The sequence below is a fragment of the Desulfosediminicola ganghwensis genome (assembly GCF_005116675.2).
Taxonomy (GTDB): domain Bacteria; phylum Desulfobacterota; class Desulfobulbia; order Desulfobulbales; family Desulfocapsaceae; genus Desulfopila; species Desulfopila ganghwensis.
Map to the genome: position 1 here is coordinate 1015001 of NZ_CP050699.1, position 20535 is coordinate 1035535.

The 20535-nt window shown below is 49.4% G+C and carries 17 protein-coding genes (1 of these 17 running past the window's edge); 8 read left to right on the forward strand and 9 right to left on the reverse strand.

Translation table 11 applies throughout. From position 1 onward, the window contains the following. The 4 genes from FCL45_RS04400 to def form a co-directional block, all read right to left on the reverse strand. Positions 1-1276: the 5' portion of an NAD-binding protein gene (locus tag FCL45_RS04400; RefSeq protein WP_136799131.1), read on the reverse strand. Its footprint begins 98 nt before the window's first position; only the first 1276 of its 1374 coding nucleotides appear in the window; it begins with the start codon at positions 1274-1276; its stop codon lies beyond the left edge, outside the window. Positions 1277-1453: 177 nt separating this feature from the next. After that, on the reverse strand, positions 1454-1960 hold the full coding sequence (locus tag FCL45_RS04405) for a phosphatidylglycerophosphatase A family protein (RefSeq protein WP_228721490.1): 507 nt from the start codon (positions 1958-1960) through the stop codon (positions 1454-1456). Then, complete coding sequence (gene fmt / locus FCL45_RS04410) at positions 1941-2888, reverse strand: methionyl-tRNA formyltransferase (RefSeq protein WP_136799132.1); 948 nt, start codon at positions 2886-2888, stop codon at positions 1941-1943. The genes FCL45_RS04405 and fmt overlap by 20 nt, the downstream gene beginning before the upstream one ends. After that, a complete protein-coding gene (gene def / locus FCL45_RS04415; protein WP_136799133.1) occupies positions 2885-3415 on the reverse strand; it encodes a peptide deformylase in 531 nt (176 codons plus the stop codon). The genes fmt and def overlap by 4 nt, the downstream gene beginning before the upstream one ends. Positions 3416-4077: 662 nt before the next feature. Between def and FCL45_RS04420 the strand changes: the two genes are divergently transcribed. The 5 genes from FCL45_RS04420 to FCL45_RS04440 all read left to right on the forward strand — a co-directional run bounded on the left by FCL45_RS04420 (position 4078) and on the right by FCL45_RS04440 (position 10704). Further along, on the forward strand, positions 4078-5061 hold the full coding sequence (locus FCL45_RS04420; protein WP_136799134.1) for a TAXI family TRAP transporter solute-binding subunit: 984 nt from the start codon (positions 4078-4080) through the stop codon (positions 5059-5061). A 446-nt stretch (positions 5062-5507) separates the two neighbouring features. Next, positions 5508-8084: a TRAP transporter permease gene (locus FCL45_RS04425; protein ID WP_136799135.1), complete on the forward strand. Its 2577-nt coding sequence runs from the start codon at positions 5508-5510 to the stop codon at positions 8082-8084. 103 nt (positions 8085-8187) lie between these two features. After that, positions 8188-8685, forward strand: a complete 498-nt coding sequence (locus FCL45_RS04430) for a universal stress protein (protein ID WP_136799136.1) — start codon at positions 8188-8190, stop codon at positions 8683-8685. A gap of 211 nt (positions 8686-8896) precedes the next feature. Beyond that, positions 8897-9493: a glycerol-3-phosphate 1-O-acyltransferase PlsY gene (gene plsY, locus FCL45_RS04435; protein ID WP_136799137.1), complete on the forward strand. Its 597-nt coding sequence runs from the start codon at positions 8897-8899 to the stop codon at positions 9491-9493. Positions 9494-9744: 251 nt separating this feature from the next. Further along, complete coding sequence (locus tag FCL45_RS04440; RefSeq protein WP_136799138.1) at positions 9745-10704, forward strand: NADPH:quinone reductase; 960 nt, start codon at positions 9745-9747, stop codon at positions 10702-10704. A gap of 493 nt (positions 10705-11197) precedes the next feature. Here the strand turns inward: FCL45_RS04440 and FCL45_RS04445 are convergent, their stop codons facing one another. From FCL45_RS04445 to FCL45_RS04465, 5 genes are all read right to left on the reverse strand, one after another. Next, on the reverse strand, positions 11198-12253 hold the full coding sequence (locus FCL45_RS04445; RefSeq protein ID WP_136799139.1) for a prolipoprotein diacylglyceryl transferase family protein: 1056 nt from the start codon (positions 12251-12253) through the stop codon (positions 11198-11200). Positions 12254-12277: 24 nt separating this feature from the next. After that, positions 12278-13297, reverse strand: a complete 1020-nt coding sequence (locus tag FCL45_RS04450) for a phosphatidylserine decarboxylase (RefSeq protein ID WP_136799140.1) — start codon at positions 13295-13297, stop codon at positions 12278-12280. A 142-nt stretch (positions 13298-13439) separates the two neighbouring features. Further along, positions 13440-15797 carry a hypothetical protein gene (locus tag FCL45_RS04455; protein WP_136799141.1) on the reverse strand — a complete coding sequence of 786 codons (2358 nt, stop codon included), beginning with the start codon at positions 15795-15797 and terminating at the stop codon, positions 13440-13442. Between the two features lie 59 nt (positions 15798-15856). Continuing rightward, a complete protein-coding gene (locus FCL45_RS04460) occupies positions 15857-16897 on the reverse strand; it encodes a glycosyltransferase family 4 protein (RefSeq protein WP_136799142.1) in 1041 nt (346 codons plus the stop codon). Continuing rightward, positions 16851-17669 (reverse strand): UDP-2,3-diacylglucosamine diphosphatase, encoded by an 819-nt coding sequence (locus tag FCL45_RS04465; RefSeq protein WP_136799143.1) that lies wholly within the window; start codon positions 17667-17669, stop codon positions 16851-16853. Before FCL45_RS04465 ends, FCL45_RS04460 begins: the two co-directional genes overlap by 47 nt. A gap of 162 nt (positions 17670-17831) precedes the next feature. Between FCL45_RS04465 and FCL45_RS04470 the strand changes: the two genes are divergently transcribed. The 3 genes from FCL45_RS04470 (at position 17832) to FCL45_RS04480 (ending at position 20465) form a co-directional block, all read left to right on the forward strand. Then, a complete protein-coding gene (locus FCL45_RS04470) occupies positions 17832-18341 on the forward strand; it encodes a rhodanese-like domain-containing protein (RefSeq protein WP_136799144.1) in 510 nt (169 codons plus the stop codon). A gap of 689 nt (positions 18342-19030) precedes the next feature. Then, positions 19031-19606, forward strand: coding sequence for a rubrerythrin (gene rbr, locus FCL45_RS04475; RefSeq protein WP_136799145.1), 576 nt, complete (start codon positions 19031-19033; stop codon positions 19604-19606). Between the two features lie 280 nt (positions 19607-19886). After that, positions 19887-20465, forward strand: a complete 579-nt coding sequence (locus FCL45_RS04480) for a hypothetical protein (protein ID WP_136799146.1) — start codon at positions 19887-19889, stop codon at positions 20463-20465. The last annotated feature ends 70 nt before the right edge of the window (positions 20466-20535 follow it).

The window sequence follows — 20535 nt, forward strand, 5'->3', positions numbered from 1 at the left end:
CAATGCCGATCTTCATTGCGGTTGTTTTTGTCTCTTCATCTTTATGCTTGGTGAAGAGGATAAGCTTTATAGAGTTTAAGTTCTTGTCAGCTCGCAATCTTTTGCAGAGGTCAAGGCCTGAGATATCAGGCAGGTCATGATCTATTATAGCGCCATCTGGTTTTTCAGTGATAATTCGTGCCAATCCATCTGTTCCATTTTTGGCCGTGAGTATGTGGAAGCCTGAACGTTGGAATATCCTGGTGTAAAGGCGGCGAATCACGGGGTTGTCATCCACGAGAATGATTTTTACTGCATCTTTAACGGTACATGATGACGGATTTTTTTGGCAGATGCTTACCGTTAACAGTCTATCCCCCAAGAGTATTTCCTCATCCGGGTGCGGCATAAGGATATTGCTTTCGTCTCTCTGGATTCCGACGATTTTAGATTCCAGAAAAGAATTGGCCGTATCTACTACATGGCCTGCAAGGTCAGATTGAGGTGTCACGTCAATCCAAGCGGGTTCCTGGTCAAGTTCGGTAATGGGGATCGGTTCTTCTTCCAGCTTGTCTGATAGCTTTAGAATTTTTTCTGCAACGCTCCTGCCTGCGGCTGCGTAGGGTGAAATTATTGAATCTGCCCCTGCTCTCAGCATTCGTGATTCGGAAGTCGCCATTTCTGTTCTGGCTATAATGTGCAGGGTTGGGTTGAGTTCTCGAGCGGTTAATACCGTGAACAGGTTTTCCGGATCTGAGTTGAGCAGGGCAAGGAGGCCGCTTGCCTGTTTGATGCTTGCGGCAAGAAGGGTGTCTTCTTTGGTTGCGTCGCCAGGCAGATAGTTGAAATGGTTCTCGGAGATCAGCTTAATCTGTTCATCATCGTTTTCAATAACAACGAATTCCGTGCCTGTTGAAGCAAGATGTTCTGTGGCTGATTCGCCAACTCTTCCGTAGCCGCAGATGATCACGTGATTCTTGAGCTCTTTTATCCGTTTCTGCATGGTGCGCTTCTCCATATTGCCGCTGGCCGCCCGCTCGACCAGTGCTTCTGTGAAAGTGTGTGCCAGAAAACCTATGGAGCCAAATCCGAACAGAATCAAAAGAATAGTGAAAACTCTCCCCGTTTCCGAGAGGGTATGAACTTCTCCAAAACCGACAGTGGTGATCGTGATAACTGTCATGTAGAAGGCATCCAGAAATGAATAGTCCTCTATAATGGCATACCCGGCTGTGCCTGTGAGCAGGAAGGTTACAGTAAGCAACAAACCGATAAAAAGTTTCCCGTGATAATTCATCCGGAACCTCTCTGCCAGCGGGCCAGCAACGGGTCGATTGGGTGGTTTTCTTTTAATCTTGTTTAATTATAGGAAAAGCAGGCTGGAAAGAAAAGAGAACAGCAGGTGGGGAATGAAGAGCAAATCTCTTATTCAGCGTAAGTTATTGGCAGGCTGAATAAGAGATGAATGTATCATTTATAGTATGGGCCCGATAAACAGCCAGATGATTTGCAGGCAGATAAGGGCATAGAGTCCGGCGATAACGTCGTCCATCATAATGCCGAAGCCGCCGTGAATTCGTTGGTCAAACCAGGAAACCGGGAATGGTTTGGCGATATCGAATATACGAAACAGGATAAAGGCGAGCGCCAGGGCTACCGGGTGATTGGGGCAGAGTAGCAAGGCGATGAACATGCCGAGAATCTCATCAATGACGATAGGCCCGGCATCTGCCCGGTCGAGAATCTTTTCGGCTGAGCCGGCAGCAAAGAAACCTATGATAAAAACACCAATCAACGTCAGCAGGTAAAAGGGCAGGGTGAGCCCTTTTATGAGCAACCAGGGTAAAAAAGCAAACAGTGAACCCCAGGTGCCGGGAGCTTTGGGGAGAAAGCCAACCCACAGGCCTGTGGCGATTGCCATGGTAAGAGTTTTCATTCGATAAATAGTGTGGTCGGGGATGTCAGGATGTGAAAACTGCACCGTTTTCAATGGATCTGCCGCAAAGCAGTGCTTCGACCGTCATGCGTTTTTTGCCCTCCGGTTGAACTTCCTTTATCAGCAGGCAGTTGTGGCCGGTGGCAATAAGCAGACCTCGTTTGTCTGCAGAAAGGATTGTGCCGGGTGCGGCTTCAGGGTCCTTATTGCTGATTTCGGGGGCAAAGAAGCGGAATCGGGTGCCTTCAAGAAAACTGTAGGCGGAGGGCCATGGATCGAGGCCCCTGATGAGGCAGTGAATCTCCCTGGCGGTCTTGCTCCAGTCGATTATGCCATCTTCTTTTTTCAGCATCGGGGCAACAGTTGCCAGGGATTCGTCTTGTGGAGTGGCCGTTAGTTTGCCTTCGCGCAGGAGGGCCAGTGCCTCAAGCAGCGTCTTGCCACCGAGTTCTGCAAGCTTTGGGTAGAGACTACCTGAAGTTTCGTTCTCGTCAGGTGTGATAGCCGCCTTCAGGAGGATATCACCTGTATCCATACCTTCGTTCATCTGTATAATGGTAATCCCTGTTTCAGGGTCTCCGTTTATGACAGACCATTGGATCGGTGCAGCTCCCCGGTGAGCCGGCAATAACGAACCATGAACGTTTATGCAGCCATGGGGTGCGAGGTTCAGGATATTAGTGGGGAGAATGCGACCGTATGCTGTCACCACGATAACATCAGGCTCAAATGCGGCAAGCTGATCGTGGAACTCCTGGGTTTTGATTTTCGTTGGCTGCAGTACGGGCAGTCCAGCCTGTTCGGCTAGCACCTTCACCGGTGGAGGGGTGAGTTTTTTACCTCGTCCCTTGGGTCTGTCGGGTTGAGTTACAACTGCTACCACAGAATCGGGGCCATCCAGCAAGGCTTGAAGAGTAACCTCGGCAAAGTCAGGGGTTCCCATGAAAATAATGCGAAAAGGGCGGTCTGTCATGCGGTCACCTTGGCTTTCGGGTTGTCAGCCAGCCATTTCTTTACTTTCTTTTTGTAGAGGTTGCGCTTGAGCGTGCTCAGGTGGTCGATGAAAAGGATGCCGTTCAGGTGGTCGATCTCGTGCTGAAGAACAACTGCAAAGCGATCTTCAGTCTCTACTTCGAGCTTGTTGCCCTCAAGGTCCTGGTAGGCGACAGTGATTTTTTTAAATCGCTTGACCTTGGAGGTGAGTTCCGGCACGGAAAGACAACCTTCTTCGTCGAGCTGGTGGCCCTCATGGGCGATGATTTCAGGATTGACCATGGCCATGTATTCCTGCCCTTCTTCGCGGTCCTGGGAAATGTCGACGACAATGAGTTTGCGCGATTCACCTATCTGTGGTGCGGCAAGGCCTATGCCGGGGGCGTCATACATCGTCTCTGCCATGTCTTCGACAAGCTTTTTCAGCTCATCATCAAACTGCTCTATCGGTCGTGTTTCCTGCCGGAGAACCGGCTCGGGGTATTGGTAAATTTTACGTATACTCATCGGTGTTCTTGTTCCGTTTCTGTTTTCTGTTTTCTGTTTGTACCGGGTTGCAATAAAGCAATATAGTATACCATAAGGTAGCCCTGATGGCTACGGAGCAAATATAAGCACATGCACAGCTAAAATACACCTAAGCATGTTTAAAAGACCTGTTCAGAGTAAAGCTGGGCATCTGGTACTCAGGGTGCGTGTGGGCTCAGAGCGTTAGGGCGAGAAGGGGTGTCGCTGGGAAAACTGGACTAAGCAAAGTGATAAATGGAGTATGTAAACCAGGGAATATCTCTCAAAAATGTAAAGATACCATAAAACAGAATGATGTTTTCGGCCAGTGATGTTGATGCTCTCACCTGAATCGAGCCGGAAGGCGTGGGGTGTGGCTACCCGCACTGTATCGAATGATTGTATACAATATCTGTTTAACTCTCTGGGGAAAAATGATTTTTAATCAGCAAAAGGGCTTGACTTATCGGGTCATATGTTGTGATTTAATAGCTTTAAATTTATCACAAAAATGTAATCGATATCGGGTGTTGCGCCTTAGTGGTTGTAGTTGGCGCAGGACCCTTGCATCGTTTGGAGGATTATGGCGTCAATGAATCTTCACTGCTCGTGCTAACGTTTGGTGGGGGGTTCTTAAACACAAAAAAGAGAGGAGAAGACGAATGAAAAAAAGTGCGTCCTTAATGGCGGCTGTTGCTTTTGGTTGCGTAACCGCTTTCAGTGTAATGAGTGGAGCAGCTTTTGCTCAGGATCAGAAATTTGTTACCATCGGAACCGGTGGTGTAACCGGTGTTTACTACCCGACTGGTGGTGCAATTGCCCGTCTGGTAAATAAAGGCAAAAAAGAGCATGGAATTCGAGCTACTGTAGAGAGTACTGGTGGTTCCATCTACAATCTCAATGCTATCAGATCCGGCGAACTCGATATGGGTGTTGCCCAGTCTGATTGGCAGTATCATGCATACCACGGTACCAGCAAATTCGAAGAAGCTGGCCCTAATAAAGATCTTCGCGCAGTATTTTCCGTACACCCAGAGCCTTTCACCGTTGTTGCCCGTGCAGACTCCGGTGTGAAGAACTTCACCGATCTCAAAGGCAAACGCGTAAACATTGGTAACCCTGGCTCCGGTCAGCGCGGAACCATGGATGTTGTCATGACCCAGCTCGGATGGACTCTTGATGACTTCAAACTGGCTTCCGAGCTCAAGCCTGCAGAGCAGTCCAAAGCTCTTTGTGACAACAAGGTAGATGCAATTATCTACACTGTTGGTCATCCAAACGGATCTATCCAGGAAGCTACCACCGCTTGTGATTCAGTTCTGGTAAATGTTGATGGTCCCAAAATTGAAGAACTGGTTGCTGAAAAGGATTACTACCGCATCGCTACCATTCCTGGCGGCATGTACCGTGGTTCAGATGAAGACACCACAACTTTTGGTGTTGGCGCTACCTTCGTTTCCTCTGCAAACGTACCTGAAGAAGTTATCTATAATGTAGTGAAGGCTGTATTCGAGAACTTCGACCAGTTCAAGAAACTGCATCCCGCTTTCGCCAATCTCAAGAAAGAAGAAATGATCAAGGATGGTCTTTCTGCTCCTCTGCACGATGGTGCTGCGAAATACTACAAAGAAGCAGGCCTGATGTAATTTGCTCCTTGTTGTTCAGATGTTGGAGCCAGATCGCTGTTTCGCTTTGAAGCAGCGATCTGGCTTTTTTGTGTAGGTGTACGCGACCGTGATTCTGATTGTCACCAGCTGGCACATACTAACTATTTGGACATTCCATCCTTATTGTCTCGGGTGGGATAGGTATAACCTGAGCCGTCTGACCTGCTGCGTTGTGTCTTTCCAAAGGCGTTCCCCTGGAGAAGTCTTTCACTACCAAATCGATCAGGGATCAGTAGGTTTTTTTTTGTTCGTGGAGTTTCCCGGCAGGCTCAGTGGGGCGCAGCTTTTCGCCTGTCGTGGGATCACAGATTGTGATCTGCCAATAAACTGCACTCTGTAAAATTCATAGTATGGACAGTTATAGATGCAGGGTGGGATGTCGGTAATTGCACTCGAGATTTATTAGCACAGGAGGAGTCAGAAGTATGACGAAGCCGAAAGAGAAACCGCTATCCGATGAGCGAATTCATGAAATGATCGCAGATGCGGATATCGGAGCGCGTATTCCAGAGGGAGCTATCTCCAAAAGAGTGCTCTTCTTCGTACCGCTTGCCTGGACATTGTTTCAGCTGTGGTATGCGTCACCGCTGCCATTCATGTTGAATCTTTTCGTTCTAAACGACACTGAGGCGCGGGCGATTCACCTTGCTTTTGCAATGTTTCTTGCATATACCGCCTTTCCAACCCTCAAGTCTTCCCCCAAACGATATGTTCCGATTCAGGATTGGGGGATAGCCTTGCTGGCGGCGTTTTGTGCTGCCTATATTTTCTTATTTTACGCCCAGCTTGCCGATAGGCCAGGAAACCCGACCACACCTGATCTTGTTATCGCGGTAATCGGTCTGGTGCTGCTTCTTGAAGCGACAAGAAGAGCCCTGGGGCCGCCGCTTATGATTGTGGCCATTGTGTTCATTACCTACACTTTTGCCGGGGCACACATGCCCGAAGTCATATCTCATAAGGGCGCCAGCCTGGTCAAGGGCATGACCCATTACTGGCTGACAACCGAGGGTGTCTACGGTGTTGCCCTGGGTGTTTCCACCAGTATGGTGTTCATGTTTGTTCTTTTCGGTTCACTGCTTGAAGCGGCCGGTGCTGGTAATTATTTCATTCGTACCGCATTTGCCGGTCTTGGCCATATGCGTGGGGGGCCGGCAAAAGCTGCAGTCGTTTCTTCGGCAATGACCGGCCTTGTGTCGGGCTCATCGATCGCCAACGTGGTAACCACCGGAACCTTCACTATTCCACTTATGAAAAAGGTGGGATTCCCAGCGGAAAAAGCGGGTGCGGTTGAGGTCGCGTCGTCAACCAATGGCCAGCTCACCCCGCCGGTCATGGGCGCCGCCGCGTTCCTCATGGTGGAGTACGTCGGTATTTCGTATATCGAAGTTATCAAGCACGCATTTCTGCCAGCGGTCATTTCGTACATTGCCCTGGTCTATATCGTACATCTTGAAGCGTGCAAACTGAATTTGAAGGGGATGAAGAAGAGGTACAAGAAGACTCTTGCCCAGAGTCTGTTAAGCTTTGTCAGCACCATGTTAGTGATGATTGTGATTGGTGCGGCCACATACTACGGATTGGGCTGGATAAAGTCGGTTGCTGGCGGTGCGACTCTCTGGATAGTGATAGCACTGTTGGTCGTGGCCTACTTGTTGCTGTTAGCTTTCGCCTGTAAGGTGCCCGAACTGGAAGTTGACCATGAGATCAAGGAACTCCCGGATCTTGGCTCGACCGCCCAGGCCGGTCTGTATTTCCTGCTGCCCATCGTGGTGCTGATGTGGTGCCTCACGGTTGAGCGGTTGTCGCCGTCACTTTCCGCTTTTTATGCGACTGTGCTGTTGATGGTGATCGTGATCACTCAGCGCCCGCTGAAAGGCTATTTTCGCAAAATGCACGGAGATGATTTCTCAATACGACGTGGGTTTGCTGACCTGATTGATGGTATGGTCTCCGGGGCACGAAATATGATCGGTATCGGTGTCGCCACAGCCGCCGCCGGTATTGTGGTTGGCACGGTAACCCTTACCGGGATCGGCCTGGTAATGACGGAGTTTGTCGAGTTGATCTCCGGTGGCAATCTGATGCTGATTCTCATTTTCACAGCAGTCATCAGCCTTATTCTTGGAATGGGATTGCCGACCACCGCCAATTACATTGTTGTTTCGACTCTGATGGCACCGGTTATCGTCAATCTTGGCGCCCAGAGCGGTTTGATTGTTCCCCTTATTGCCGTTCATCTCTTTGTGTTCTACTTTGGCATCCTGGCAGACGATACTCCCCCGGTAGGGCTTGCTGCTTTTGCGGCGGCAGGCATCTCGGGCGGTGATCCCATTCGAACAGGTATTCAGGGCTTCACCTATGATATTCGAACCGCGATTCTGCCATTCATCTTCATTTTTAATACCGAATTGCTGATGATCGGTATTGGCAGCCCCTTGCATTTTGTGGTTGTTGTTTCTGCGGCTGTCGTCGCCATGCTTGTTTTCGCTGCAGCTACCCAGGGCTATTTTCTTACCAAAAGCAGAATCTGGGAAACGGCAGCTTTGCTGCTGGTGGCGTTCATTCTCTTTAGACCTGGTTTTTTCTGGGATAAGGTGTATGCACCTATTGAAGAGCTGCCCGCCGCTCAGTTTGAGCAGGTGCTCGGTGATATGGAGGCTGGCAAGCAGTTCAAGATAGCACTGAAAGGTGAAAATCTGCGTGGAGATGAATATATTAAAACAATCATGCTGCCTGTTGGCGAAGGTGAAACTGGCGCCGATAAACTGATGGAGATTGGTATCGAGACTCGCGTGGAAGAGGGGAGAACCTTTATCGACATGGTTGGGTTTGGCAGTCCGGCCCAGCGGGCCGGTATTGATTTTGATCAGGAAATTCTCAATATTCAACTGGATGCCGACAGGCCACCGAAACAGTTGATGTTTATTCCTGCTTTGCTGTTGCTGGCAGGCGTATGGGTGTCGCAACGCAGGAGAATTACAAAACATGCTGCGGCTTAACCGAGAATCGGGTAGAAGTTGCTGTCAGTAATTGGTGCCGCTATCATAACAGATGATAGCGGCGTACTGATATGAGAAGGACGTCGCTCTTACGGAGTTGAAAATGATTAAAAAGATACTGGTCCCAATCGCATTTTCCCCATATTCCAAGGAAATACTTGAATACGCCGGTTCCATTGCCGGTCCTGTCGGCGCGGAGATGATTATCGTCAATGTCATCAATGAACGGGATCTTGAGGCTGTCGAGCGAATAGCTTCCTACGGGTATAAAGTTGATGGTGAACATTATGTGCACATCATTCAGGAGGAGCGCAGGAAAGAACTCGAGCAGCTTACCGACAATCTGACCCTTGCTGATGAGAAGGTTTCCTTTCAGTTTCTGGTTGGCGACCCTGCTACGGAACTATTGAAGATGGTCGTGGACGAGGAGATTGATATGGTCGTCATGGGAGTGAAGGCCAAGGACATCAAGCATATGTTTACCGGTTCGGTGGCGGAGCGGCTTTTTAGAAAATGCCCGTGCACGATTGTCTCTTACCGTGACACCGGTACTGCCGAGCGCTTGAGAAGACGTATCGAGAGACACCGTCATAAAGCGTGACCTCCGCTCATCGGTAGGATCTGTTGCAAAAGAACGACATCGCCTCACAGAGTGACTGCAAAATCGAGTTCTGTGGGGCGAATTGCGTTTAGGGAAAGTTAATAATGCATGAACATTGCCATTGCCTATAAAGTGCGGTAGGTTGCTGCAAAATCAGTAACCTGGTTCAATCTAACACATCGCAACATATCTATTTTTATAACGGTTTTCTATGTCATATCTTTTAATTATCTTGAGCTACCTGCTCGGAGCGGTTCCCTTCGGACTATTGATCGGCAAAATGGCCGGAAAGGATGTCAGAACCGAGGGAAGTAAAAATATCGGCGCGACCAATGTCAGTCGTCTTCTGGGGAAAAAACTGGGTTTTGTCACTTTGGTCTGCGACTGCCTGAAAGGTTATTTGCCGATGCTGTTGGCTGCGGCAATTTTAAAAGATGCGCCTAATAGTGAAATCATCGTTCCCCTTTGTGGTGTCGCTGCGGTGGTTGGGCATATGTTTCCTGTTTACCTGGGCTTTAAAGGTGGCAAAGGCGTCGCCACAGGACTGGGTGTTTTTCTCTACCTCTCTCCTGTTGCAATACTGATCAGCTTTGTGGTGTTTGCCGCGTCAGTCGCCTTGAGCGGTTTTGTTTCGGTGGGTTCACTGCTGGCATCGGCCTTGATGGTAATCTGGCTTTGGCTGCTGGGGCACTCAGCAATCCAGATATTGACGGCTGCCGTGGTCGCCGGTTTGATCTGGTTCAAGCATCATGAAAATATCGGCAGATTGCTTAAAGGCGAGGAAAAGAGCTGGAAAAAGAAAGCCTGATACTGAAGTCCTGAGCAACCCTTTCTAAGGGGTTCAGAGGGTATCTTTGGGGATGAACGTCATAACGTTCATCCCTTTTTTGTTTGCAGATATCTGCAAACAAGTCATCACAGCAATAGATTTCCCTTTAATGTTCATGGCCTAAGCTGAAAAATGATTATGATTGAGGTTAACTACCTATCAGCCAGCTATCTTCCGGCTGTGGATTAAACTGATGCGCGGGTTTCATAATCTGAAGAGTGAGGTGAAATATGCGGATAATAGAAGTGAGGCAATTTGGTGGGCCTGATGTACTTACCCTGGTAGATCGGGATATACCAGTTCCCGGCAAAGGGCAGGTTGTAATCAAGGTCGAGGCGATCGGGGTCAACCCGGTTGATACCTATATACGGGCCGGTACCTATCCCGTTTTGCCTGAACTCCCCTATATACCGGGTGGTAATGCGGCGGGCACGGTACAGAGTTGCGGTGAAGGTGTGACTGAACTGTCACAAGGTCAAAGAGTCTACACTGCCTGCACCTTCGGGGCTTATGGAGAATATTGCCTCTGCGATGCCACACAGGTTTATGATCTGCCGGAGGAGGCAAGCTTTGCGCAAGGGGCGACGCTCGGTGTGCCGGGAGCTACCGCCTGGCGAGGGCTTTTTATCAGGGGCTTGGGTAAGGCTGGCGAGAAGGTGCTGGTACATGGAGCCAGTGGGTCGGTCGGAGGTGCTGCATTGCAGCTTGGTCGTGCGGCGGGCATGGAGATGTATGGTACGGCGGGTAGCGAACAGGGGCTGAAAATTATTGATGAGCTGGGGGCCGTGAAGTCAATGCTGCATCAAGGTGATTATGTTGACAGGCTTCGCGCTGCTGTACCTGGAGGGTTTGATCTGATTCTTGAAATGCTGGCAAATGTGAACCTTGAAACAGATCTGTCATTGCTGGCACCTCATGGCAGGGTTGTTATCATTGGCAGCCGTGGCAGAATTGAGATCGATCCGCGCTTAACCATGGGCAAAGAAACGGACATCAGGGGGCTCGCCCTTGCCGCCGCGAGTTCCGTGGAACTCAAGCAGACCCATGCTGCACTGGCTGCCGCCGTGCGGGCAGGCGTGTTGAGGCCGTTAATCGCTGCGACTTTGCCCCTCGAAGATGCGCCCAGAGCTCATCAAAAAGTGCTTGAACCTGGCCTCAACGGTAAAATTATTCTTTCTCCAGGCCTTTGATTGGAATGTTTCATAATATGTTCAGCCAACTGTTAACTAGCCCCTGACCTACTCGTTGCGCGGTTTTTCGAAATCCGATGAGAAAAAGTTCTCATTCTGGACGACTCGTTCCAACACCCTGGATATTTATGCTATGGAGGCAGAGAAAAAGGTTTAAGAAGAAATCAAGGCTGTTGGTGGTCCGGAGCTTGTCCAGGTGGTTGAGAACCGGGTTAATGGATTTCTTTCAAAGTGGCACATACTCGTGCCGGGTGGAAGATGGTTTTTCTTGGGGTATCAGGCTGCGCATGGCCCGGTGGGAACCGGAGTGACAACTGTGCATGTCACTTCAGTTAACGAAACAAATACAATATGTGAACTTGAGCAGTGTTCTTTGGCAAAGCTGCGGCTGACAGGAAATTACTGATTCAGTGAGAGACAAGATGCAAACAGCCGGAAAAGGTCCTTCCAATTTCCGGCTGTTATTCAGATAAGAATACAATTCTGTTCAGATCTAAATTCTATCTTCAAGCAAGGTGAACGATACCGTTGAGCAGGTTACGGTGGAACGGCCGAAATAGATGAAAAAAACTACCCAGGCAAGCTGCAGGCCAATGATGACTCCCGGCGTCCAGACATTTTGCAACCCATGGCTGATGAGAGGCTGAACGTTTGTCACGCTTGTATTCAAGAGGGCAAGGCCAATGGTGTAGATAACAGCAATGGCGCCCATTTTCTGATAGACACTCACCTTGCCAAAACCTCGGAAATCAGCACGTAGCACCTCAGAAAGAAGGCGCCAGATCTGAGTTACAGCCATACAGAGTACCAGGGTTGCAGTAAAGAAACTGTTCAAAAAGAGCCAGCAACCCATCAATGCGGTAGCTGTATAAATGATACAGGTTATGGCCTGGATCGGGACCAATCTTTCGCCTGCAAGGTGGCTCTCGTACTCTGCTTTTTTGATGTTGCCGTAAAAAATTACTCCGGTACGTTTGAAGATGGATTGTATCAGTGCGCTGCAATCCTTAAGCGGCTTGCCGTAGCAGCAACCGTAACTGAGGCAGGCGAGTCTGCCAAGGCCCTCTCCCAGTGAATACGCAATCGCCATGGCGGCAAGAACCGGCATCATGGGCAGGTAGCAGTCGCCGAAATTGCTGCAGATGAGCCCTGCTGCCAGAATAGCGAATGGCGCCAGAACGATACCGACGAACGAGGCGCCGCCAATAGTAAAGGTATGTCGCTTTTTCTCGACGATCATGGCTACAATGCGGGCTGCCGGCAGGCAGACTGCAAGCAGCATTGCTGTTGCCAGCGCCGTTCCGGTGAGGGAGATCTCCATGGCGCCCAGCAGAATAAGGAGCAGGGTAATCGCCAGCAACTGACTGGTGGCAATGAAAAAGCCGTAATAGGTAAGGTTGGTCCCCTGCCAGTTGGCTGAGTCGCCATGTTTAACTTTGGGGACAATGGCCATCATCTGCCAGCGTTCACCCGGCAGGTATTTGAAACCCCAGAGCAGCAGACAGCCGAGGAGTATGCCGGTGATGATAATGAATAGTAGGTTTGTCATTGCTGCACTCCTTGTGAAGGGCTGTTAAGGCAGTTTGCCGGCCACTGTGGATCGAACTGATACCTCTGTTTCCACCAGCGGACGGCCGACTTTATTCGTAAATCTGCTCTGCACATCATTGCGTTTGGCATTGGCGAGAATATCAGGCGAAAAAGAGATCCTGTTCGGTTCAAAGACCAGAATATCGGTTGAACTCCCAGGTCGGTAGAGGCTTTTGGGACATCCTTTTTCCAAAAACATTCCGGCCTGGACAGGCTGTGGGTTGTGATATTGCAGTTCGCTGTAGGCCTGGACGATATCACCGATCATCAGGGCCACGACTTCAATCATGGCGACCCTACCAACCCCGGAGCCGCCCTCGACATCGGTGTCTATGATGGTGACCACCCGCTTGTTCCTGGCATACAGGGAAGCAAGTGCAATCTGGGCCGCAGGGTTGCAACTGTGGTAGGCGCCATCGATTTCGTAAATATCGAGGACAATGCCGCTAACCGGCACATGGTTATAGTGATATTTGTCTGGAGTGAGGCGGAACACACCGAAATCACCTTCAGAAAAAACATTATGCCACTTGCGATCAGTACCAAAGAGTTCTTCTGGCGAGAAAAACTTCTCCTTGATAAAAAGTTCTGAAATATCAGTGAAAGAGCCGACAAGCACCCTGGAATCTGCAGGTGAGACGATTGCCTTGCGGTCTTCCTCCATCGGGCGGAGTTGCCAATAGCGAATCTGACGTTCAAACACTTTTCGCGGGGTATCGTAGCAGTCCGGTGCGGCGACGCATTCTGTGAGGTCGACAGCTAGGCTCGCAATCATCCTGGCCGCTTTGAACTTCCTGGAATCGAGAAAATCGTAATGGTAGAGGCTCAGCAGGCTGGACATTCGGGCAGAGGTGAGGGCCCGGAAAAGTGCCGGAGCGTTCTCTCGCAAGGTGTTGTAGAGGAACGAAACCGATCTGTCCCCAAAGAGTTGCTCGGTGACGATGGCATTGGTGGCTCTTTCTATGTACTGGTGAGCGGTTGATGGTGTTACTGCCTGGGGCATAGGGAGTTACCTTGGAGTTGAAGCTGGTGCCGCATGGGTTGAGCCTGGGTGGACATTGTGCCAGAACCAGGACTATCCGTTTTCATGTTCAGCGGTTTGATTTCCTTTTTATTTTTTATTTAATGATCATGAGTAATTCAGGTCAGCGCTGGGTATTGAGGTCATGAACGACTGCGAGACCGAGATGCAGAAGCAGTACAAGATCTTCAGGTGCGGCGGTCTCTTCAAGAACATCGTTTCGTATTTGATCGAAAAAGCCGGTTACTGATCTCGCTCGCGCCTGTGTGTTTGTGCACATGATCTCTGCTATAATGGGATTGCCGCTCTGTTCAAGCCGCAGACAATCTTCTTCAAGTACTGCCAACCCTTCGCTGCATTGGGCTTTTTTCAGGTCGTTACGGTAATATTTTTCGCTGGCAGCATTAAAAATATCGGCTGGTATTTTAGTTGGCTTCCTCCTATCGCCACTGGTGGCAATTGAATTGTAAACAAGTCTCCCTGAGGCGGAATACTCCGGATCTGCCAATCTCTCATGAAGATTATCGAGCAGGGGAGTTGCCTGTAGCTGATCGGTCAATTCTGCCCCTTCGATTTTGAGAAAGCTGATCAGCGCCTGTTGGTAATCACTTACCTTGATGCGCAGGTAGTTGCGGTACCGTTTACTGTGCCGCTGTTGTTTTACATGTTTGAGGATTTTTACCAGAAACATGTTGCTGGTGTTGGTACGGATATAGACCGTCGGCACCCCGATTGCGGTAGCGAAAAACATTTGTCGTCGTTCACTTTCCACGGGTGGTAAATCAGGAATATCCTGATGCACAACTTTACCATCCAGCACCATCGAGTAGGCGACAGCGGTAACCAGGTTTTGCAGCTCAACGGCCTGGGCCATATCTTCGAGAAAACTCGGGAAAAGAGAATATATTCTGCCTTCAAACCCTGAGTAGCCCATCTGTGACTGGGCACGCATTCGATAAGGCAGGTAGATAGACATGCGGCTGTCGAAGATGCCGATCTCTGCGAGTTCTGCTTTCAGTCGTTCCTGGTTGCCGGGCATACCGTCGAGAGCAGGGCAACTTTCGGTGGAGAGTAAGGTGATAAAATAATCTATCAGCCTGAAGTCCGGGATCAGGTCACCGCTCAATCCCAGTACTTTCGACAGCATATTGTCGAGTTTACGTGGGCCAAACGGGGTGAATGAACGGCCGCAGAACTGAATATCAGCCTTTTTCTTCCAGCGTCTCCACAACATCCTGAGATGGGTGTAGTCGAGTTCGTGGGGGAGGAAACCGAGCACGCTTTCAGGGTGAAAATCGGCAAAATCAACCCTGTATGGAGCAGCAGTATAGGTGCCCGCGAAAAGTGGTAGAAAATGTTCGACAATCTTGATCACCAGATCCCCCATATACTTCTCAACCCCGGGCGTAAAACTTGAACCAGGATCGGTTGCCAGCCGGGTCAGTGCGGAACTCCCTAAAGAGACATGGGTTCCGTTATTGGCGAGGCAGGTGTTGGAGGTGTTTGGCAGCACGATCAGGTTGTTGGTGATGATGCCGGCATCTTTCAGCTTGCTGATAGTATTCAGCTGGCTGCGGGATAAGGTCCTGTGGCAGAGGGCCATGTATTTATGTTTTTCCTCGCCGCGCTCCCAGCCGGAGAGGCATGGGCTCATGAAAAGATGCCGGTAGTACCCGTCAGGGACCAGATCGTTGAGGCGTTTTTGCCGGTAAGGAGCGTGGGGTGCGTTGTAGATGATTGCCCGCTGGCCTGATTCCTTCAGCCCGTAATGACTGTTGGCAAACTGGCCCAGCAACTGGGTGAGAAGAAAGGTGCGTGCGGTTTCTCTAGCGGCCAGGGGACCTATTGCGCCAGCCTGTGCCGAGGGGATGGTAAATGAAAGAATTTCCGGTGAGGTATTATCACTTTGAAAATAACTGAACAGAGAATGGCCACAGCTCTCCAGCGACTCCGGCAAGGAATTCCGGTCGAGGATTTCTGCAAAGGCGAGTTTCAGCAGATAGCTGATCGGTATCCTGATATGGGAGCGGTCATTCTGCTGAAAATGAAAGCGTTGACTGTCACCCCGTTGTGGTCCTTTAGGGTATTGTTTGTCGGCAAGGAGATCTGTTGAGAAAACTCGGGATGCGAGAGCGCCGAGGCGCTCTTTTTTAATTCGTACCCAGCTGTTCTCCCAGACATTGGCACGGTTCTCATCGAGAAACTGCCTGATATCCTCAATAGAGCTTGGCGGCAGGTCTCCCCGGCCCACCCGTTTTTCAATATTGCGGAAGAAATTAGACTGGTAGATGGATATGGGCAGATCGACGTCAGCTGCTTTTCCCTCAACTGCGACCTGTAGTTCATATTCCATTCCTGCGCTACTGTCGCCAGAACCAAAAGGAGTAATGCCAAGGGCCTTAAGCTCCTGGCTGAATTGTATACTGCCAAGCCTCAGCGACTCGGCATTATTCGAAACCAAAACTGGTGGACAGGATGTCATGCTGGGGGTTGTCTCCGGAGCTGAAACAGCATTTTTAAATTACCTCACTCTGCCAGGCATCAGGCGTTGGCTGCTGAAGCGTGATTCGAACTGCCAAATGGCTCGACTATTTCCAGGTTATGGAAAAACTGTTCAGAGCATGCTTTCCACGAGTATTGTAACGCGGTATTTCTGCATGACTCCCTGGAAACCTCCATCGCTTTGTGCACTGCAATTTGCAGATCTTGATCAAGCCAGCCGTTCACACCATTTTTTACCACGTTGATCGGCCCGGTTACTGGATATGCCGCAACGGGCACACCGCAGCCGTTTGCCTCAAGCATTACGACTCCAAAGGTGTCAGTAAGGCTAGGGAAAACCATAACATCTGCGTTTGCGATATAGCCGGCCAGTTCTTTGCCTCGGCGATAACCGGCAAAGAGAGCCTCGGGGTATTTTCTCTCCAGCTCTTTTCGGGCAGGGCCGTCACCGACTATAACTTTGGTTCCGGGCAGGTCGAGTGAGAGAAATGCCTCAATGTTTTTTTCTACAGCGACCCTTCCTACATAGACCTGAACCGGTCCTTCTACCCCCAGGTCTATTCGGGTATCCGGTTGAAAGAGTTCGGTGTTGACCCCTCTGGACCATGGTGCAGTATTGGGAAAGTTGCGCTGGCTGAGTTCGTCCCTGAGTGCGGGGGTGGCGACCATCACCCGGGTAGCCTGTTTGTGAAATTTGCGAACCACCGTGTAGGACCAGGAAAGCGGGATAGGAATCCGTATTTTGATATATTCAGGGAACCTGGTGTGATATGAGGTCGTGTATGGAAACTTTTTATTTAGACAGGCCGAACGTGCCGCCCAGCCCAGTGGTCCTTCCGTGGCAATATGAACCGCGTTTGGAGCAAACTCGGCCAGCAGTTTTTTCAGTTGATGTGTCCACGCCAGTGCCAGCCGTATTTCAGGGTACGAGGGGCAGGGAATAGACCGGAAAAGCTGAGGATTAATAACTTTCACCCGGTGGCCCATATTCTCCAGATGCTTGACGGTCTGGGTCAGCGTGGTGACCACACCATTAATTTGGGGATGCCAGGCATCCGTCACTATAGCGATCTTGTTCATATTCTTCGTCGGTTGTCAGCTCTTTTACAGGATTCTGCTCAATCCATTGGATGATGCCAATGGTGCCATTGCTGTTTTCGGCCAGGGCGGTGCAACTTTCCACCCAGTCTCCTGAGTTGCTGTAGAGGAAATCACCCATCGCCTTGATTGATGCGTGGTGAATATGACCGCAGATAAGACCGTCCACCTGGTTTTTTTTGATTTCGCTTATCAGCACCTGTTCAAAATCACCAATGTAGTTGACAGCCTTTTTGCACTTATGTTTCAGCCAGGCGGAAATGGAGAAATAATCTTTGCCCCTGAAAGAGCGGTACGTGTTGACCCAGCGGTTGAGTATCAAAAGTGAATCGTAGAGGGTTGAGCCTATGTTGGCGAGCCATTCACTATTTTGCACTACACAGTCAAACTTATCGCCATGCAGCACGAGATAGCGTTTGCCGTCGACGGAGGTGTGCACAATTTCTTCGCAGATCTGTACACCATGAAAAGAAGTGCCGGTATAGCGACGGACGATATCGTCATGGTTACCGGGGAGGTAGTACACTTTGGTGCCATTTTGGGCCTTATTGATAATGAGGTTGACGATATGGTCATTAATTTCAGGCCAGTGCCAGTTGTTTCTGAGTTTCCACAGGTCGAAGATATCTCCCACAAGATAGAGATTGTCTGATTCGGTGCTTTTCAGAAACTCGTAGAGTTGGTTGCTTTTCAGGTTCCTGCCGCCTAGGTGGGTGTCGGAGATCCAGATACTCCTGAAGTGCAAATGCTGCATGTATACCTCGCATGTTGTATTGTTGTTGCCTGGAGAATAGGCTGGCAGTGTTACAGGTCAGTAAGATGATGATTATAATTGCATTCGTTTGTTGCTCAGGCTGAAGCGTGTGGCCTTCCAGCTTTAAGCATCGGTAGAGTGGACCTGGGAGAGGGCCAGAAAATGAGATTTTTGCCAATCAAAGCGGTAACTGTATTTGTGTTATTGATGCTCTGTGGCTTTCGTTTTTCCCTTCTTTTTGGCGAGCTGAGTTGGGAGAAGATTGACGCTGTGTTAAGCGAGGATTTCCCTGATGTTAAGATTATGGAAATTGATGAGTTATCCAATCGGCTGGAGGCAGGAGAAAAGCTTTATCTGGTGGATGTAAGGAGTCGCGAGGAGTATCTGGTAAGCCACATTCCCGGCGCTGTGCTGGTAGAAGAGTTTGCTGTCAACAGTCGTCTACCAGGGGTGGTCATTGTTGCTTATTGCTCGGTTGGATTGCGTTCTGCAGAGTATGTACGAAAACTGCAAAATGAAGGTGTCAAAAATGTCTACAACCTGCGAGGGTCTATTTTTATGTGGGCAAACAGGGGCCTGGCTCTTGATTCACCGAAAGGAACAGTTGACGAGGTACATCCGTTTAGTCCCAGGTGGGGAAAGCTACTCGACAAAACACTGCACGCCCGCTAGCCTGACACATTGAAAGGTCAATTTGCTTTTTGGATCGAAATATTTTGAGAGGGCCCAAAAGGCAGGTCCATTGTCAACAAAGGTCTGCTTCTGCTGTGGGGGAATTTCCGCAACACTTTGATGTGGCGGTGATTTATATGGAAAGGGAGCAGATTTATCTTGTGAATTCAATTTTTAGCTGAAAGATGAACCTGACTTTCAACAATCTGATGGAAGATGCTATCTGCAAGTGTATATATCCAGGAGCAGTGCCATAAACTATTATTGCCGTTCCCGCCAGTTGGTTGGAAGCTGCTACCATATCACTTGGGGCCATGTCTTGATGGTTGCGTTCTATTTATGTGCTCGGTATATCTTTTTGGGGCTAAAAGTCTGTCGCGTGCATCCAGCAAATTAATTATATCTAACAATGTCGACGATTGGACTAGGGTACTACTGTTGGCCCTGGTAATGCTGGCTGGGTGAGTACAGCCCTGTTGCATGACATTTGGGGGTTGAAACAAAATTCAGCCTTTTTCTATAGTCGCTAACTAGTTGCTATAGGGCAAATGCTGAAGGGTCTGTGATTGCAGTGTCTCGAGCTCTTTCGTTTTTTAGTGTGGTGTATTCTTGTGCTTGTATGCTAATATGGCGAAAAATTTACTGCCTGATTACAACAGTAAAACCCTAAAAAAAAGAGGAAAGAGATCATGGCTAGTTTGAAAGGAACTCAGACCGAAAAGAATATACTTACCGCTTTCTGCGGCGAATCACAGGCTCGCAATCGCTACACCTACTATGCATCCCAGGCCAAAAAAGATGGATATGTACAGATTCAGTCCATCTTCGAAGAGACAGCCAACCAGGAAAAGGAGCACGCCAAACGCCTGTTCAAGTTGCTTGAAGGTGGGGATGTTGAGGTATCCGCTTCGTTTCCTGCAGGTGTTGTCGGTACTACCGCAGAGAATCTTAAAGAGGCGGCAACGGGGGAGAACCACGAACATACTGTGATGTATCCGGAGTTTGCCGAGGTTGCCCGGGAGGAAGGGTTTGCCAATATCGCCGATATCTTTATGGCAATTGCCAATGCCGAGGCGCAGCATGAGAAGCGTTTCAAGGACCTGCTCGGCAACATCGAGAAAGGCTGTGTTTTCAAGCGTGACGAAAAAGTGGTCTGGAGATGCCGTAACTGCGGCTACCTGCACGACGACCATGAAGCTCCGGAGATTTGTCCGGCCTGTGCTCATGCCAAGGCCCATTTTGAGTTGCTCGGCGAAAACTGGTAGCTTAAGGCTTCTGTTTTTATAGCGTAAATTCTCTTTTCCCTGAATGATGATAAAAAATCAGAGCCTCCGGAGATGAGCAAATCTTCCGGGGGCCTTGTTTTTTCTACCTCAATTTGGTTTCACTTTTTTTTCGTACCTAATCAGGGTTGAAAAAAAAGAAGCGTCACTATTCTCTTTCAATTTCAAGTGATTACAGTGTTGACATGCCACAATGTGGGGGCGCATGGGGGAGAGCTGGTATACCAGGCGTGCTGGAGTTGCAGGAGAATGGGAGGACGTTATGGAAACAAATCGCAGAGATGTTACGATTCATGTACCGGATAAGGTGTATAGTGGTTATATCGACGTCCCTAACGAGACGCTTCGAACCATAGATATTTTTAACAGTACCAGTGGGTATTGGAAAGATCCCTCTGAAAAGGGGTTTGATGATGCATTATTGTTAAACAGTGCGACGGTGACCCTGGATAGCGATACCCCTTTGCTCGAACTGGACCGAATCCAGATCAGGCTCGCCGATATTCTGTTTTTTTTCGATGATGAACTGGGATGTGGAGACAGCAGTGAGAAAATCCGGGCAGAAGCTCTGAGCGCGAGAAATGGTGAGAAAATTTCAAAAGTTTATATCATTACGCATATGCAGGGGGATTCCTTTTTCTATATCTCCGGTCTCAGCCACGGTCGTTTCAGGAGTAAGACCAAGCATCGCTATATTCCACTGACCAACCCTACGATTACTGAAGTCCACAGGGCTGGCCAGGGCTGGAAACAGAAAAACATCCCGGTGCAGGGCGCATTTGTCGGTGTGAATACAGCTCATATCGAAGCATGCACGTTTTCAGGTGTCGGAAAGCATTGACGATTGGTGGCTTTGCTCTGAAGAAGTAAATTTGCCTGACCTTCAAAACAGGTTCAAGGAGGTGCGATGG